The organism is Mixta gaviniae, from assembly GCF_002953195.1.
GTDB classification, from domain to species: domain Bacteria; phylum Pseudomonadota; class Gammaproteobacteria; order Enterobacterales; family Enterobacteriaceae; genus Mixta; species Mixta gaviniae.
Genome location: NZ_CP026377.1, coordinates 992,804 through 1,008,345, shown reverse-complemented (window position 1 = coordinate 1,008,345; position 15,542 = coordinate 992,804). Strand labels below are relative to the sequence as shown.

18 protein-coding genes are annotated in these 15,542 nt (G+C 59.8%); 11 read left to right on the top strand and 7 right to left on the bottom strand.

Annotation, left to right across the window (positions count from 1 at the left end):
* Nucleotides 1-22: 22 nt before the first annotated feature.
* From thpR to panD, 9 genes are all read left to right on the top strand, one after another.
* Complete coding sequence (gene thpR / locus C2E15_RS04635) at nt 23-556, top strand: RNA 2',3'-cyclic phosphodiesterase (RefSeq protein ID WP_104956331.1); 534 nt, start codon at nt 23-25, stop codon at nt 554-556.
* Nucleotides 553-1,257, top strand: a complete 705-nt coding sequence (gene sfsA, locus C2E15_RS04630; protein ID WP_104956330.1) for a DNA/RNA nuclease SfsA — start codon at nt 553-555, stop codon at nt 1,255-1,257. Before thpR ends, sfsA begins: the two co-directional genes overlap by 4 nt.
* A gap of 176 nt (nt 1,258-1,433) precedes the next feature.
* Nucleotides 1,434-1,889, top strand: a complete 456-nt coding sequence (gene dksA, locus C2E15_RS04620) for an RNA polymerase-binding protein DksA (RefSeq protein ID WP_038628110.1) — start codon at nt 1,434-1,436, stop codon at nt 1,887-1,889.
* Nucleotides 1,890-1,956: 67 nt separating this feature from the next.
* Nucleotides 1,957-2,883, top strand: a complete 927-nt coding sequence (gene gluQRS, locus C2E15_RS04615) for a tRNA glutamyl-Q(34) synthetase GluQRS (protein WP_104959080.1) — start codon at nt 1,957-1,959, stop codon at nt 2,881-2,883.
* 37 nt (nt 2,884-2,920) lie between these two features.
* Nucleotides 2,921-4,327 (top strand): polynucleotide adenylyltransferase PcnB, encoded by a 1,407-nt coding sequence (gene pcnB / locus C2E15_RS04610; protein WP_104956329.1) that lies wholly within the window; start codon nt 2,921-2,923, stop codon nt 4,325-4,327.
* A gap of 37 nt (nt 4,328-4,364) precedes the next feature.
* Complete coding sequence (folK, locus tag C2E15_RS04605) at nt 4,365-4,844, top strand: 2-amino-4-hydroxy-6-hydroxymethyldihydropteridine diphosphokinase (protein WP_104956328.1); 480 nt, start codon at nt 4,365-4,367, stop codon at nt 4,842-4,844.
* Nucleotides 4,845-4,952: 108 nt separating this feature from the next.
* Nucleotides 4,953-5,747, top strand: a complete 795-nt coding sequence (panB, locus tag C2E15_RS04600) for a 3-methyl-2-oxobutanoate hydroxymethyltransferase (protein ID WP_104956327.1) — start codon at nt 4,953-4,955, stop codon at nt 5,745-5,747.
* A 14-nt stretch (nt 5,748-5,761) separates the two neighbouring features.
* Nucleotides 5,762-6,616 carry a pantoate--beta-alanine ligase gene (panC, locus tag C2E15_RS04595; protein ID WP_104956326.1) on the top strand — a complete coding sequence of 285 codons (855 nt, stop codon included), beginning with the start codon at nt 5,762-5,764 and terminating at the stop codon, nt 6,614-6,616.
* A gap of 69 nt (nt 6,617-6,685) precedes the next feature.
* On the top strand, nt 6,686-7,066 hold the full coding sequence (gene panD, locus C2E15_RS04590) for an aspartate 1-decarboxylase (protein WP_038628123.1): 381 nt from the start codon (nt 6,686-6,688) through the stop codon (nt 7,064-7,066).
* Between the two features lie 227 nt (nt 7,067-7,293).
* On the opposite strand, the gene C2E15_RS04585 is transcribed toward panD, so the two are convergent.
* From C2E15_RS04585 to C2E15_RS04565, 5 genes are all read right to left on the bottom strand, one after another.
* Nucleotides 7,294-7,866 carry a DUF1349 domain-containing protein gene (locus tag C2E15_RS04585; protein WP_104956325.1) on the bottom strand — a complete coding sequence of 191 codons (573 nt, stop codon included), beginning with the start codon at nt 7,864-7,866 and terminating at the stop codon, nt 7,294-7,296.
* 20 nt (nt 7,867-7,886) lie between these two features.
* Entirely contained in the window at nt 7,887-8,441 is a 555-nt protein-coding gene (locus C2E15_RS04580; RefSeq protein WP_104956324.1) for a sugar O-acetyltransferase, read from the bottom strand.
* A 34-nt stretch (nt 8,442-8,475) separates the two neighbouring features.
* Complete coding sequence (locus C2E15_RS04575; protein ID WP_104956323.1) at nt 8,476-9,018, bottom strand: TetR/AcrR family transcriptional regulator; 543 nt, start codon at nt 9,016-9,018, stop codon at nt 8,476-8,478.
* Between the two features lie 152 nt (nt 9,019-9,170).
* On the bottom strand, nt 9,171-9,941 hold the full coding sequence (locus C2E15_RS04570; RefSeq protein ID WP_104956322.1) for an ABC transporter permease: 771 nt from the start codon (nt 9,939-9,941) through the stop codon (nt 9,171-9,173).
* Nucleotides 9,938-10,864, bottom strand: a complete 927-nt coding sequence (locus C2E15_RS04565) for an ABC transporter ATP-binding protein (RefSeq protein WP_104956321.1) — start codon at nt 10,862-10,864, stop codon at nt 9,938-9,940. Before C2E15_RS04565 ends, C2E15_RS04570 begins: the two co-directional genes overlap by 4 nt.
* A gap of 112 nt (nt 10,865-10,976) precedes the next feature.
* Here C2E15_RS04565 and can point away from each other — a divergent pair, with 112 nt between their 5' ends.
* Nucleotides 10,977-11,639, top strand: coding sequence for a carbonate dehydratase (can, locus tag C2E15_RS04560; RefSeq protein WP_167391831.1), 663 nt, complete (start codon nt 10,977-10,979; stop codon nt 11,637-11,639).
* An 81-nt stretch (nt 11,640-11,720) separates the two neighbouring features.
* Here the strand turns inward: can and hpt are convergent, their stop codons facing one another.
* Nucleotides 11,721-12,257: a hypoxanthine phosphoribosyltransferase gene (hpt, locus tag C2E15_RS04555; protein WP_104956319.1), complete on the bottom strand. Its 537-nt coding sequence runs from the start codon at nt 12,255-12,257 to the stop codon at nt 11,721-11,723.
* Between the two features lie 238 nt (nt 12,258-12,495).
* Here hpt and C2E15_RS04550 point away from each other — a divergent pair, with 238 nt between their 5' ends.
* A complete protein-coding gene (locus C2E15_RS04550; RefSeq protein WP_104956318.1) occupies nt 12,496-13,779 on the top strand; it encodes a cystathionine gamma-synthase family protein in 1,284 nt (427 codons plus the stop codon).
* Nucleotides 13,780-13,964: 185 nt separating this feature from the next.
* On the opposite strand, the gene cueO is transcribed toward C2E15_RS04550, so the two are convergent.
* Nucleotides 13,965-15,542, bottom strand: coding sequence for a multicopper oxidase CueO (gene cueO, locus C2E15_RS04545; protein ID WP_104956317.1), 1,578 nt, complete (start codon nt 15,540-15,542; stop codon nt 13,965-13,967).

Sequence of the window (15,542 nt, the reverse complement as noted above, 5' to 3'; positions counted from 1 at the left end):
GTGTTGTTTACCGGAGAGTGTTATGAGCGCACGTCGTCTCTTTTTCGGCATCGGTTTGCCCGAGCCTTTACCGCAGCAGCTGGTGCGCTGGCGCGCGGAACAGTTTCCCGAAGAGGCGGGCCGCCCGATCGCCGCCGCCAATTTGCATATGACGCTGGCCTTTCTGGGCGACGTGAGCGATGAGAAGGCGCAGGGGCTGCAGCAGCTGGCCGGGCGCATTCAACAACGCCCCTTCACCCTCGATTTGGATGACGCCGGCCACTGGCCACGCCCTGGCGTGGTCTGGCTCGGCTGCCGCCAGGCGCCGCGCGGGCTGCTGCAGCTGGCGGACATGCTGCGTTCACAGGCGGCGCGCAGCGGTTGCTATCAAAGCCCGCAGCCATTTCATCCCCATATTACGCTGCTGCGCAACGCGACCCGTCCGGTAACGCTGCCGCCGCGCAATTTCCACTGGCGATTTACGGTGGATCACTTTTCTTTATATGAGTCGGTTTTCAGCCAGGGGCGCACCCGCTATCGTCGCCTGCAAAGCTGGCCGCTGCAGGAGTCCACATGAAGTTTGCACCGCCGCTGCGTCCGGCGCGTTTGATTAGCCGCTATAAGCGTTTTCTGGCCGATGTGGTAACGCCTGAAGGCGAGACCTTTACCCTGCACTGCGCCAATACCGGCGCGATGACCGGCTGCGCGACGCCGGGCGATACCGTCTGGTATTCCACTTCCGACAGCCCGACGCGCAAATATCCCGCCAGCTGGGAACTGACCGAGACGCAACAGGGTCATATCATTTGCGTCAATACGCTGCGCGCCAACCAGTTAGTGCGCGAAGCGCTGACCGCGCAGCGCATTGCGGAATTGTCCGGTTATCAGCATTTACGCGCTGAGGTGAAATATGGCGCGGAACGCAGCCGTATCGATTTTCTGCTTCAGGCGGACAACAGGCCGGAGTGCTATATTGAAGTGAAATCTGTAACGCTGTTGCAGACAGGGAGAGGCTACTTTCCGGATGCGGTGACCGTGCGCGGCCAGAAACACCTGCGTGAACTGGCCACTATCGCCCAACGCGGCGACCGTGCGGTTATGTTATTTACCGTTCTGCACTCGGGGATTGAGGACGTTTCCCCCGCACGTCACATTGACGCGCGTTATGCAGAAGAACTGGCACAGGCACAACAGAGCGGCGTAGAGATCCTTTGCTATAAGGCGCAGTTATCTCCGACGGGCATGTGGCTGGAAAGGCGACTGGAACTGGCATTGTAATATTTAGTGCGATTTTCTGTGCTACAAGGTAGCGTCGCGCTAAATACGCTGTTCCTCACAGGCTTGTCAAGATGCGTTCAGGAATAATTGCCAACCTTGACTGCTTCTGTTATTTATAGCGGCCTGTTTTTTTCCCCACTGGGGATCGATAGTGCGTGTTATCCAGGAGAAACAACATGCAAGAAGGGCAAAACCGTAAAACATCGTCCCTGAGTATTCTCGCCATCGCTGGGGTGGAGCCGTACCAGGAGAAACCGGGCGAAGAGTATATGAACGAAGCCCAGCTGGCGCACTTCAGGAAAATCCTTGAAGCGTGGCGCAATCAACTCAGGGATGAAGTAGATCGTACGGTATCACATATGCAGGACGAAGCGGCTAACTTCCCTGATCCGGTCGACCGCGCCGCTCAGGAAGAGGAGTTCAGCCTCGAACTGCGCAACCGCGACCGCGAGCGTAAACTGATCAAAAAGATCGAGAAGACGCTGAAAAAGGTAGAAGACGACGATTTCGGCTACTGCGAATCCTGTGGCGTTGAAATCGGTATCCGTCGCCTTGAAGCGCGTCCTACCGCCGATCTGTGTATCGACTGTAAAACGCTGGCGGAAATCCGCGAAAAACAGATGGCCGGCTAACGGCACGTGAACCATGCAGTGTGCGCGGGATAACTATCCCGCCCACTGCAGTTACGTGAATACGGTGATGTCTACTCCCTGTACTGGACGCTTTGCTCCCTCTCCTTCCGGTGAACTCCATTTCGGATCGCTGATTGCCGCGCTTGGCAGCTATTTGCACGCCCGCGCGCAGGGCGGCCGCTGGCTGGTGCGCATCGAAGATATCGATCCCCCACGCGAAGTGCCCGGTGCGGCCGACGCGATTTTGCGCCAGCTGGATCACTACGGCCTGCACTGGGACGGCGAGGTGCTATGGCAGTCGCAGCGCCATGACGCCTATCGCGACGCGCTGGCGTGGCTGCGTCAGCACCGGCAGAGCTACTACTGTACCTGTACCCGCAGCCGCATCCAGCAAATCGGCGGCGTCTACGACGGGCACTGCCGCGATCTGCAGCTGGGGCCGGAAAACGCCGCGTTGCGCCTGCGGCAGCGTGAGCCGATAAGGCAGTTTCACGATCTGCTGCGCGGCGATATCCACGCCGACGACGCGCTGGCGGAAGAAGATTTCATCATTCATCGCCGCGATGGGCTGTTCGCCTATAACCTGGCGGTGGTGGTCGATGACCATTTTCAGGGCGTCACCGAGATCGTGCGCGGCGCGGATCTGATTGCGCCGACGGTGCGCCAGATCGCCCTCTGGCGGCAGCTTGGCTGGCAGGAGCCGGCCTATCTGCACTTGCCGCTGGCGCTTAATCATGACGGCAATAAGCTGTCGAAGCAGAACCATGCGCCCGCGCTGCCCGCCGGCGACCCGCGTCCGGTGCTGATCGACGCGCTGCGTTTTCTGGGACAACGCGCGCCGGAAGCGTGGCGCGATATAACAACAGCACAGCTGCTGGCACAGGCCGTTGCACAGTGGGATTTGGCGAAAATGCCGCGCAATGACGCGCTGCCTACCATCGAAACGACAACACCATTCTCAAATGGGTCGCAACAGGCTATGATTAGCCGCTGATTTTACCACCGAATTATCGTCATTATCGAGGTGTCCTATTTTTACCCGAGTAGCTAATTTTTGCCGTAAAGTCCTGAGTCGTGATGACGCAGCGCCGGCAGAGGTTGAGGAAGACGAACTGCAGATGACCGTCATCCCTCGTGAAAGTCACAACATCTCGCGCAAAGACATTAGCGAAAACGCCCTGAAAGTCCTCTATCGCCTGAACAAAGCGGGCTATGAGGCATATCTGGTGGGCGGTGGTGTCCGTGACCTGCTGCTGGGTAAAGCGCCGAAAGATTTTGACGTCACCACCAACGCGACGCCGGAGCAAATGCGCAAGCTGTTCCGCAACTGCCGTCTGGTCGGCCGCCGTTTCCGTCTGGCGCATGTGATGTTCGGTCCGGAAGTGATCGAAGTCGCGACTTTCCGCGGCCATCACCAGGCGGAAGAAGATGCTGACGCCCAGCGCGGCCAGAACGGCATGCTGCTGCGCGACAACATTTTCGGCACCATCGAAGATGATGCCCAGCGCCGCGACTTAACCATCAACAGCCTCTACTACAGCGTGGCGGACTTTACCGTGCGCGACTATGTAGGTGGCCTGCAGGATCTGCAACAGGGCATTATCCGCCTGATTGGCGATCCGGAAACGCGCTACCGTGAGGATCCGGTCAGGATGCTGCGCGTGGTGCGCTTCGCCGCCAAGCTGGAGATGACCATCGCGGAAACCACCGCCGAGCCGATCCCGCGTCTCGCTACGCTGCTGAACGATATTCCGCCGGCGCGTCTGTTTGAAGAGGCGCTGAAGCTGCTGCAGGCGGGCTACGGTTACCCAACCTATCTGCTGTTGCGTGAATATCAGCTGTTCCAGCCGCTGTTTCCGGTGATCAGCCGCGCCTTTACCGAGCGCGGTGATAGCCTGATGGAGAAGATGGTGGAGCAGGTGCTGAAGAATACCGATACGCGTATTCAGAATCAGATGCGTGTTAACCCCGCGTTTCTGTTCGCCGCCATGTTCTGGTATCCGCAGCTGGAAACCGCACAGCGCATCGCGCAGGAGAGCGGGCTCGCCTACTACGACGCCTTCGCGCTGGCGATGAACGACGTGCTGGATGAAGCGTGCCGTTCGCTGGCGATCCCGAAACGCATCACCACGCTGGTGCGCGATATCTGGCAGCTTCAGCTGCGGATTTCCCGCCGTCACGGTAAGCGCGCGCTGAAGCTGATGGAGCATCCGAAGTTCCGCGCCGCCTACGATCTGCTGGCGCTGCGCGCAGAAGTGGAGAACAACCAGGAGCTGCAGCGTCTGGCGCACTGGTGGGGCGAGTTCCAGGCCGCCGCGCCGCCGCAGCAGAACCATATGCTGAAAAACCTCGGCGACGATCCGGCGCCGCGCCGTCGTCAGCGCCGTCCGCGCAAGCGCCCTGCCGCGCCGCGCCGCGACAACAGCAGCAACGCATGATGCTGACGCTTCTGCGCCTTCGCGTTCCGGGTCGCGCATGAACCGCGTCTATCTGGCCTTAGGCAGCAACCTCGCCGATCCGCTGCATCAGGTGCGTAACGCGCTTGATGCGCTGGCCGCCATCCCGCAAACCCGGCGGGCGGCGGTCTCGGCGTTTTACCGCACCCCGCCCTACGGCCCGCCCGATCAGCCCGACTACCTCAACGCCGCCGTGGCGCTTGATACGCAGCTGACGCCGGAGGCGCTGCTTGATCATACCCAGCGCATCGAACTGGAGCAGGGGCGCGTGCGCAAAGCGGAACGTTGGGGCCCGCGCACCCTCGATCTCGATATTATGCTGTTTGGCGATCGAATGCTGGAGACGCCGCGTCTGACGGTGCCCCATTACGACATGCTGAACCGCGCCTTTATGCTGGTACCGCTGCTCGAGATCGCGCCGCAGGCCCGCCTGCCGGATGGCCGCTATCTGGCTGATATCGCAGCGAAACTCGACTGCAGCGCCATTCAACGCTGGTAAGCTTTTCGTCACCTTTCTGGCGCCTTCCTGCCGTTACGATAAGAAGTTTCCTCTCACCCTCGCAATCCTTTACACTGCGCCCACCAGAACGTAGATACTGAGGTTGTCATGAAACCCACCACCATTTCGCACCTGCGCCAGTGGAAGCAGGCCGGCAAAAAGTTTGCCTCCATTACCGCCTATGATTTCAGCTTCGCCCGTCTGTTTGCCGATGAAGGCATCCAGGTGATGCTGGTCGGCGATTCACTGGGCATGACGGTGCAGGGACATGAATCGACGCTGCCGGTCACGGTGGACGATATCGCCTACCATACTGCAGCAGTGCGTCGCGGCGCGCCGCACTGCCTGCTGCTCGCCGACCTGCCGTTTATGAGCTACGCCACGCCGCAGCAGACCTGTGAAAGCGCGGGCCGCCTGATGCGCGCCGGTGCCAATATGGTTAAGCTGGAAGGCGGCGCCTGGCTGGCGGAAAGCGTGCGTATGCTGACGGAGCGCGCGGTGCCGGTATGCGGCCATCTCGGCCTGACGCCGCAGTCGGTCAATATTTTCGGCGGCTACAAAGTTCAGGGCCGCGACGATGAGGCCGCAGAGCGGCTGCTGGCCGACGCGCTGGCGCTGGAAGCGGCGGGCGCGCAGCTAATGGTGCTGGAGTGCGTACCGGTGGCGCTGGCGCAGCGCGTCACCGAGGCGCTGACCATTCCGGTGATCGGCATCGGCGCGGGCAACGTGACCGACGGCCAGATTCTGGTGATGCATGACGCCTTCGGCATTACCGGCGGCCATATCCCCAAATTCGCCAAAAACTTCCTTGCTGAAGCGGGCGATATCCGCGCGGCGGTGCGCCAGTATGTACAGGAAGTGGAAAGCGCCCTCTACCCCGCCGCGGAACACAGTTTCCAGTGAACAGGAGAAAATCCGTGTTGATTATCGAAACGCTGCCGATGCTGCGCCGTGAAATTCGTCGCTGGCGGCAGGAAGGCAAACGCATCGCGCTGGTGCCGACCATGGGCAACCTGCACGATGGCCATATGACGCTGGTGGATGAGGCGCGCGAGCGCGCCGATATCGTGGTGGTCAGCATCTTCGTTAACCCGATGCAGTTCGATCGCGCTGACGATCTGGCGCGCTACCCGCGCACTCTGCAGGAAGATTGTGAAAAGCTGAACCGCCGCGGCGTGGATCTGGTGTTTGCGCCCGCCCCGGCCGATGTCTATCCCAAAGGGCTGGATAGCCAGACCTATGTCGACGTGCCGGGCCTGTCGACGCTGCTGGAGGGCGCCAGCCGCCCCGGCCATTTCCGCGGCGTCGCCACCATCGTCAGCAAGCTGTTCAACCTGGTGCAGCCCGACCTCGCCTGCTTCGGCGAGAAGGATTACCAGCAGCTGGCGTTGATCCGTAAAATGGTGGCTGATATGGGCTACGATATCGATATTATCGGCGTGCCGACGGTGCGTGCGAAAGATGGCCTGGCGCTCAGCTCGCGCAACGGCTACCTCACCGCTGACGAGCGCAAGCTGGCGCCGACGGTAAGCCTGGTCATGCGCGAAATGGCACAGAAGCTGGCCAACGGCGAGCGTCATACCGAAGAGATTATCGAAAGCGCCGAAGAGGCGCTGCGCGAGAAAGGGTTGCGTCCCGACGGGCTGGCAATCTGTGATGCACAAACGCTGCTGCCGCTTAACGTCGACAGCCAGCGCGCGGTGATCCTGATGGCCGCCTGGCTGGGCAAGGCGCGTTTGATCGATAATCAAACGGTCGATCTGACCCAGTAGACAAGCGACAGCGATCCATGAATACTGTCGCTCATCTTTTGATTCGTTGCGGAACAAGGTAACAGAGATATGGTACGCACCATGCTGCAAGGCAAGCTGCATCGGGTAAAAGTCACCCAGGCTGACTTGCATTACGAAGGGTCCTGCGCCATCGATCAGGACTTCCTCGACGCCTCCGGCATTCTTCAGTACGAGGCGATCGATATTTATAACGTCACCAACGGACAGCGCTTCTCTACTTACGCCATTGCGGCGGAACGCGGTTCGAAAATTATCTCCGTTAACGGCGCCGCCGCCCGCTGCGCCTGCGAAGGCGATATTTTGATTATCTGCTCCTATGTGCAGATGCCGGACGAAGAGGCGCGCCAGTGGCAGCCGAAAGTGGCCTACTTTGAAGGCGACAATCAGATGAAGCGCCTGGCGAAAGCGGTTCCGGTGCAGGTTGCCTGATTTATTGGCGGGACAACCCTGTCCCGCCTGTTTCTTCCGCTTCAGCCTGGCCGATGCCGCTTGCCGGGCTTTGCTGTTCCCTGCCCGCGTTGAGAAGCCTGCTCTCGCCCGACTCGCTATGGTTTGCCCTAAACCCGGCTCGCTATGGCTCTCGCCCGCCCGACCCGCGGTGACTTGCCCTTAACGCGGCTCGCCTTAGCGCCGTTACCCTTTGCCCAAACGCCCTGTTAGCTTAAATCATGCAGCGCCTTGCCGTTAGGCGGCGTTAATTGCATTTCACTGAAAGTGACCGCCAGTCCGGCGCGCTCAGGCGTACAGCACATCACCCCAACGCGACAGCGCGGCGGGCCGGCGAAGCGGCACAGCCGTAGCAGCGGCCAGGTTTTGCCGTCGGCGGAATACTGCAGCCGCAACGCGTCGCCGCGTCGGGTGAGCCGCATCCAGAAATCGCGCGCGTCGCCGTTAAACGGCCCGGTGGCCCAGTCGGATCCGCCCTGGGTCAGCACGCTGCCGATGGCGGGCTGGCCGTCGTTATATTCAATCCCCGCCTTAAGCCACTGCTGCTCATCGGCCAGCAGCATAATGCCCGCCTGATCGTAGAGCGTATGGAAATCGGCGCGGATACGCGCCTGAAAGGTAAAATCGCCTTCCGCCTCGCAGCCGTAAAAATGGCCGCTGAAACGGGTAAAGCCGTACCAGGTTTCACGCCAGAAATCGGTGCCCTGGTCGGTGACTACCGAGAGCTGCTGCTGTGTTTCGCGCCAGACGGCGGGCGGGTTAATCCAGGTAAACTGCGACATCACACACCTCGACGAAAAAGTTAAAGGGTTTTTAGCACCCGACACGGGCTGCCCGCCGCCACCACGCCGGCCGGGATCGCTTTGGTCACCACGCTGCCGGCGCCGATCACGCTATTGTCGCCAATCGTCACGCCCGGCAGGATCTGTACGCCGGCGCCAATCCAGACGTTATTGCCGATGGTCACCGGGCGCGCATACTCCAGCCCACGGTTGCGCTGCTCGACGTCGAGCGGATGGCCGGCGGTATGAATGCCGACGGCGGGACCGATAAAGACGTTATCGCCAATCTTGACGTTGCCGCAGTCAAGGATCACCAGGTTGACGTTGGCGTAAAAGTTTTCGCCGACCTCAATATTGCGCCCATAGTCGCAGTAAAAAGGCTGTTCAATCAGGATCTGTTCGCCGGTGCGGCCCAGCAGCGCTTTGATCTGCCGGTCGCGTCCGGCGAGGTCGCGCGGATCGGTTTGGTTATACTGCTGTAGCTGATATTTCACTTCGCCGCGCTCGGCGATCAGTGCAGGATCGTAGTTGGCATCGTAGAGCAGCCCTGCCAGCGCTTTTTCCGCTTCGGTCATTTTTCCTCCGTTAATCTGTTCAGACAAGACGACGCTACAGGTCAGCCAGCAGCCGGACGGCGCGGGCCACCAGTTCAGGCGTCACCGGCATGACGGAACGATGGATCATCATACCTTCGATAAAAGCATCAATCGCCACCGCCGCCGCCGGGGAGAAGAACTGCTCCAGCGCGCTGCGGCTACGCGTCATCCAGCCCAGCATCACGGGTTTCAGTTCAGGACGACGGCTGGCGAAGCCGTAAAGCTCATAGCTCAATAGCAACGTGCGCGATGAGGCGGTAGCGTCGCCAAAGATGATAGCCACCACCGCCTCGAACGCCTCCTGCCGGGTGCGCGCCTGGGCGATACGGGCGGAAAAGCGATCGGAAATATGTTGCGAAAGTTGGTTAAATGCGGCGAAAAGCAGCGTTTCAAGGCTACTGAAATAGTAACTGACCGCACTGAGCGGGACTGCCGCCTCGGCCGCCACCTTACGGTAGGTGGTGCCGGCAACGCCATATTTTACGATAACCTCCAGGGCCGCTTCGGCGATGCGTTCGCGCCGCTGCGGATCCTGACGCCAGCTTCTCTCTGTCATTCTGTTCGCCTTTCTCTGCCTCAGGGCACAGTCTGGCACAAAGCGTGAAACTGAACAAACGTCCTAATTGCTTTATCAGATTTACCGCAGCGGGACAGCAAAACGCAGGCGAAAAAAAACGCGCTCCGGAGAGCGCGTTCAGCAGGTCGGTATCAGGTGCGCAGACCGCGCCCGCGCTGGATCAGCGACCAGGCCAGAATGTAAAACACCACGATAAAGGCGACCAGCACCGAGAGCGTAAACACCAGCGGCACGTCGTTAATGCCCAGAAAGCCGTAGCGAAAGCCGCTGATCATATAAACCACCGGGTTCAGTTTCGAAACGGCCTGCCAGAACGGCGGCAGCAGCGTCAGCGAATAGAACACCCCGCCCAGGTAGGTCAGCGGCGTCAGCACAAAGGTCGGGATCAGGCTGATGTCGTCGAAGGTGCGCGCAAAAACCGCATTCAGCAGGCCCGCCAGCGAGAACATAATCGCGGTTAACAGCAGCGTCACCGCCACCATCAGCCAGGAATGCACGTGGAACGGCACGAAGAACAGCGATACCGCCGTCACCAGAATGCCCACGCAGACGCCGCGCGCCACGCCGCCGCCGACGTAGCCGGCAATCACGATATGGGTCGGCACCGGCGCCACCAGCAGCTCTTCAATATTGCGCTGGAACTTGGCGCTGAAGAACGAAGAGGCGACGTTGGCGTAGGCGTTGGTGATCACCGCCATCATAATCAGCCCCGGCACGATAAACTGCATATAGCTGAAGCCGTGCATATCACCGATACGCGAACCGATCAGGTTGCCGAAGATAATAAAATAGAGCGTCATGGTGATCACCGGCGGCACCAGCGTCTGGATCCAGATACGGGCGAAACGGTTGATCTCTTTCGCCCAGATGCTCTTCAGCGCGACCCAGTATAAGTGCGTCATGCGTGACCTCCCGTTTTTCCCTGCACCAGACTGACAAACAACTCTTCCAGGCGATTCGCCTTGTTGCGCATGCTTAAGACCTGCACGCCCTGCGCGCTAAGCTGGCTGAATACGCTGTTCAACCCCTGCTCACGCATCACTTCGACCTCCAGCGTCGAGGTATCGACCAGCCGGTACTGGAAACCTTCCAGACGCGGCAGCGGGCTTTTCGCCGCCAGATCGAGAATAAAGGTCTCTGACTTCAGCTTCGCCAGCAGCCCTTTCATCGAGGTGTTTTCCACCAGTTCGCCGCTCTGGATAATGCCGATATTGCGGCACAGCATCTCCGCTTCTTCCAGGTAGTGGGTAGTCAGGATAATGGTGGTGCCCTGCGCGTTCAGTTCTTTGAGAAAGGTCCACATTGAGCGGCGCAGTTCGATATCAACGCCTGCGGTCGGCTCATCAAGGATCAAAAGCTTCGGCTCATGCATCAGCGCGCGCGCAATCATCAGACGGCGTTTCATGCCGCCGGAGAGCATCCGCGCGCGTTCGCTACGCTTGTTCCAGAGATCGAGCTGGGTAAGGTACTTCTCCGCGCGCTGCAGCGCGTCGCGCCGCTCCACACCATAGTAGCCCGCCTGGTTGACGACGATCTGCAGCACGGTTTCGAACGGGTTAAAGTTAAATTCTTGCGGCACCAGCCCCAGCTGGCGCTTGGCGTTGACCACATCTTTTTCCAGGTCGTAACCGAACACGCGCACCCGTCCGCCGCTTTTGTTGACCAGCGAGCTGATGATGCCGATGGTGGTCGATTTACCCGCGCCGTTCGGCCCCAGCAGCGCGTAAAAATCGCCCGCCTCGACCGCCAGATCGACCCCTTTCAGCGCCTGCACGCCGCCGGGATAGGTCTTGGTGAGTTTTTCTAGTTCCAGTGCATAGGTCATAGAGAAGTTGCTTACCCTGTTTTGTTAACTGTTATTTTTACCGTTTGAAATTGCCAGACGTTGTCCTATAGTACGTCAACGCATTTTTGCTTGTTACAGAACGATAACCATCATGAAAGATATTGATACACTCATCAGCAACAACCGCGAATGGTCTAAATTACTGGTTGAGGAAGATCCTGGCTTTTTCGAGCGCCTTGCGCTGGCGCAAAAACCCCGCTTTCTGTGGATCGGCTGCTCCGACAGCCGCGTTCCAGCTGAACGCCTGACCGGCCTTGAGCCCGGCGAGCTGTTTGTGCATCGTAACGTCGCGAACCTGGTGATCCATACCGACCTCAACTGCCTCTCCGTGGTGCAATACGCGGTAGAAGTGCTTGAAGTGGAACATATCATCATTTGTGGACACTACGGATGCGGCGGCGTACAGGCGGCGGTCGAAAACCCGGAGCTGGGGCTGATCAACAACTGGCTGCTGCACATTCGCGATTTGTGGTACAAGCATAGCTCGTTACTGGGCGAACTGCCGCCAGAGAAACGCTTTGATAAGCTTTGCGAAATCAACGTCATGGAGCAGGTCTATAACCTGGGCCATTCGACTATTCTGCAGTCAGCGTGGAAACGCGGGCAGAAAGTGACGATTCACGGCTGGGTTTACGGTATCCATGACGGCTGCCTGCGCGACCTGCAGGTGACCGCTACCAGCCGCGAGCTGCTGGAACAGCGTTACCGCCACGGTATCGCCAACCTGCTCAACCACCCTGAAACCCATCGCTAATCAGCGAGCGGCATAATAGCCCGTCACGCAACGGCTATCTTTAATCGATTGTGCTGTCACTGACAGCACAATCGTGCATTCTTACTCTTCCAGCATTACCACTTTGCCGATATAGGGCAGATGGCGATAGCGCTGCGCATAATCGATGCCGTAACCGACCACAAACTCATCAGGAATAGAGAAGCCGATATATTCGACGTTCACGTTGACTTCGCGGCGCGACGGCTTATCCAGCAGGGTGCAGATCGCCAGCGATTTCGGCTCGCGCAGGCTAAGGATTTCGCGCACTTTGCTTAGCGTGTTGCCGGAATCGATGATGTCCTCAACGATCAGCACATCCTTACCACGGATATCCTCGTCCAGATCTTTCAGGATTTTCACGTCGCGGCTGCTCGCCATGCCGCTGCCGTAGCTGGAGGCGGTCATAAAGTCGACTTCATGCGAAACGTCGATGGTGCGGCAGAGGTCCGCCATAAACATAAAGGAGCCGCGCAGCAGGCCCACCAGCATCATATCGCTGCCGCTGTCGCGGTAATGTTCGGTGATCTGCTGGCCCAGTTCGGCGATACGATTGCGAATCTCCGCTTCGGAGATCATAACTTCAACGGTGTGTTTCATAGCTTCAGCTTCGTCATCTGTCGAAAGCAGCGAAGTCTATCATAGTTTGCGCGCCGAATACCGCCGCGCGACCGCCTAATACCCCGCCGCCGCGCAGACATACAGACTGCTAAACGTCTAAAAATCGCTATTTAATCATGCATTTGGTTTTAAAGTTAGAACGTTAAGTCATTTATCAGCGCATAAGCCGATGTGGTAGCGTAAGCGCAATTTCGTTGCCGGATCGCCAGGAGAAACCATGAATCACACCAATACTAAAAAAACCCATATCGGCAGCCGCGCCCTGCAGCCGGAAACGCAGATGCTGAACTACGGCTACGATCCCGCGCTGTCGGAAGGCGCGGTGAAACCGCCGGTGTTTCTCACCTCAACGTTTGTCTTTAACAGCGCAGAAGATGGCCGCGACTTTTTTGATTACGTTTCCGGCCGACGCGAGCCGCCTGCTGGCGCTTCCGGCGGCCTGGTCTATTCACGCTTTAACCATCCCAACAGCGAGATTGTCGAAGATCGCCTGGCGGTTTATGAACGCGCCGAAAGCAGCGTGCTGTTCTCTTCTGGCATGTCCGCCATTTCGACGACGCTGCTGGCCTTCGTCAAGCCGGGCGATGTTATCCTGCATTCGCAGCCGCTCTACGGCGGCACCGAAACATTGCTGAGCAAAACCTTTCTGCGCCTGGGCGTCGCGGCGGTCGGCTTCAGCGATGGCCTGGATGAAGAGAAAGTGCAGCAGGCGGCGGACCAGGCGCTGGCCGCCGGACGCGTGTCGGTGATCCTGATTGAAACCCCCGCTAACCCAACCAATAGCCTGGTGGATATCGCCCTTATCCGGCGCGTGGCGGAGAAAATCGGCGCGCAGCAGGGCCATCGTCCTGTCATCGCCTGCGACAATACGCTGCTTGGCCCGCTGTTCCAGCGGCCGCTGGAGCATGGCGCCGATATCTCTCTCTACTCGCTGACCAAATATGTCGGCGGCCATTCCGACCTGATCGCCGGGGCGGCGATGGGCAGCAAAGCGCTGATGACGCAGGTACGCGCCCTGCGCAGCGCGATCGGCACCCAGCTCGATCCGCACTCCAGCTGGATGCTCGGCCGCTCGCTGGAAACGCTGTCGCTGCGCATGGAGAAGGCCAACCAAAACGCCAGGGCGGTGGCTACCTTTTTACGCGACCATGAGAAGGTGGAAAAGCTGCACTATCTGTCGTTCCTTGATGCCAGCTCCGCCGCCGGGAAAACGTTTCAGGCGCAGAGCAGCGGCGCCGGCTCCACCTTTTCTTTCGATATTCGTGGCGGGCAAGCCGCCTCGTTCCGCTTTCTCAACGCGCTGCAGCTGTTTAAGCTGGCGGTCAGCCTGGGCGGAACGGAATCGCTCGCCAGCCATCCGGGCAGCACCACCCATTCCGGCGTACCTGCCGAGGTGCGCCAGCGCATCGGCATCAGCGAAGCGACCATTCGGCTATCGATCGGCATTGAAAACAGCGACGATTTAATTGAAGACCTGAAGCTGGCGCTGGAGCAGGCGTAAGCCGGCGGCGTCATGCAGTAAGCAACAGGGCGGCGTTCTCTCTGAAGCCGCCCTGCTGTAGGTGGAAAGGTTGGGTTTTATGCGCGGATTGACACGCTTCCCTGCGCCCCGCTCTCGCCTTCGTGGCCTGAGCTAAGCGGCGTAATTGCGGGCGAAAAATGGCAGGCTGGTCTGCTGGCCGGCCACTATGCCACGGTAAAGCCCAGCATCATTCCGGTGTCCTCATGCTCCAGCAGGTGACAGTGCGCCATATAAGGCTGCTGCGCATCGGCCGTATGGTTAAAGCGCACCAGTACTTCGCTACGCCATCCCTCAACATGCACTGTATCTTTCCAGCCCTGACGATGCGCCGCTGGCGGCTTGCCGTTTTCAGTAACGATACGGAACTGCGCGCCATGAATATGGAAAGGATGCAGCATGCTGTCGCCTTCGCCGGAAATGGTCCATTTCTCCAGTTGGCCCTGCTTCACGGCGAACACCGGTTTGTGCATATCAAACGCGAGGCCGTTGATCTTATTGCCATTGCGGAAATCGTAGCCGGGTGCGGCGGGCTTCATATCGCCCATATCATGGCCCATCGCGTGATGAGATGCCGCCGCGCCGCCCGGCGCCTGCGGCGGCGTATGCCCCGCCATCGCCTGCTGGCCGTAGCGCTGCTGTAACGCCTGCATCCCCAGCCGATCGAGCTGTGGATCCATCATCAGCTGCAGCCAGCGCTGCGGCAGATTATCGCTGGCCGGCAACGGCGGCAGCGTCGCCAGACTATCCGGCAGCGTGCCGCTGGCCATAACCCGCAGCGGCTGGATATGCAGCAGCGACAGCGGCGCGTCAAACGGAGGCAGCGTCATCCCCATCTGCGTCACCGGCAGGGTTTGCAGATCGAACGCCCGCCCGTCGCTGGTATCCACCAGCACCTCAAAGCGTTCGCCGGGCAGCAGCATTAAGGTTTCAACCCTGACCGGCTCCGCCAGCAGCCCGCCGTCGCTGGCGATCACGTAAAGCGGCCGCCGATCGCTGGCGGTAAGGTTCAGCGAACGCGCATTGCAGCCGTTCAGCAGGCGCAGACGCAGCCAGCCGCGCGGCACCGCATGCTGTGGCGAGGGCACGCCGTTGGTCAGCATCAGGTTGCCGAACCAGCCTACTGCCGCCCGCATGACATCCAGCTGGTAATCGATGGCGGTACCGTCCGGCGTCAGCTGCTTATCTTGTAAGATGACCGGAATATCGTCCACGCCCCAGCGCTTCGGCAGCAGCAGCTTTTCCGACTCATCGTCGCGCAGCACCACCAGCCCGGCCAACCCCTGCGCTACCTGATAGCCGGTCTCGCCATGCTGGTGCGGATGGAACCAGCAGGTGGCTGCAGGCTGATCGGGCGTAATGGCGACCGTGCGCTTACCGCCGGGCGCGATGATCGCCTGCGGACCGCCATCCACCGCGCCCGGCACTTCCAGCCCGTGCCAGTGAACGGTGGTCGCCTGCGGCAGGCGGTTTTCCAGCTGTACATTGATGGTTTTGCCGCGCGTCATCTCAATCGCCGGCCCCAGCAGTGCGCCATTGTAGCCCCAGCTGTTGACCGCCTTGCCGTTCCAGCGGCTTACGCCGCGCTGCGCAATCACGCGCACCGAACCGTGAATATCGGGCGTCAGCAGATCGGGAATCGGTAGCGCGGGACGGCCCTGCGCCAGCGCCTGGCCAGACCAGGCGGGAAGCAGACCCGCGGCGCTCAGCGCGGCGGTAAGTTTAAGAAAATCGCGGCGTTGCAT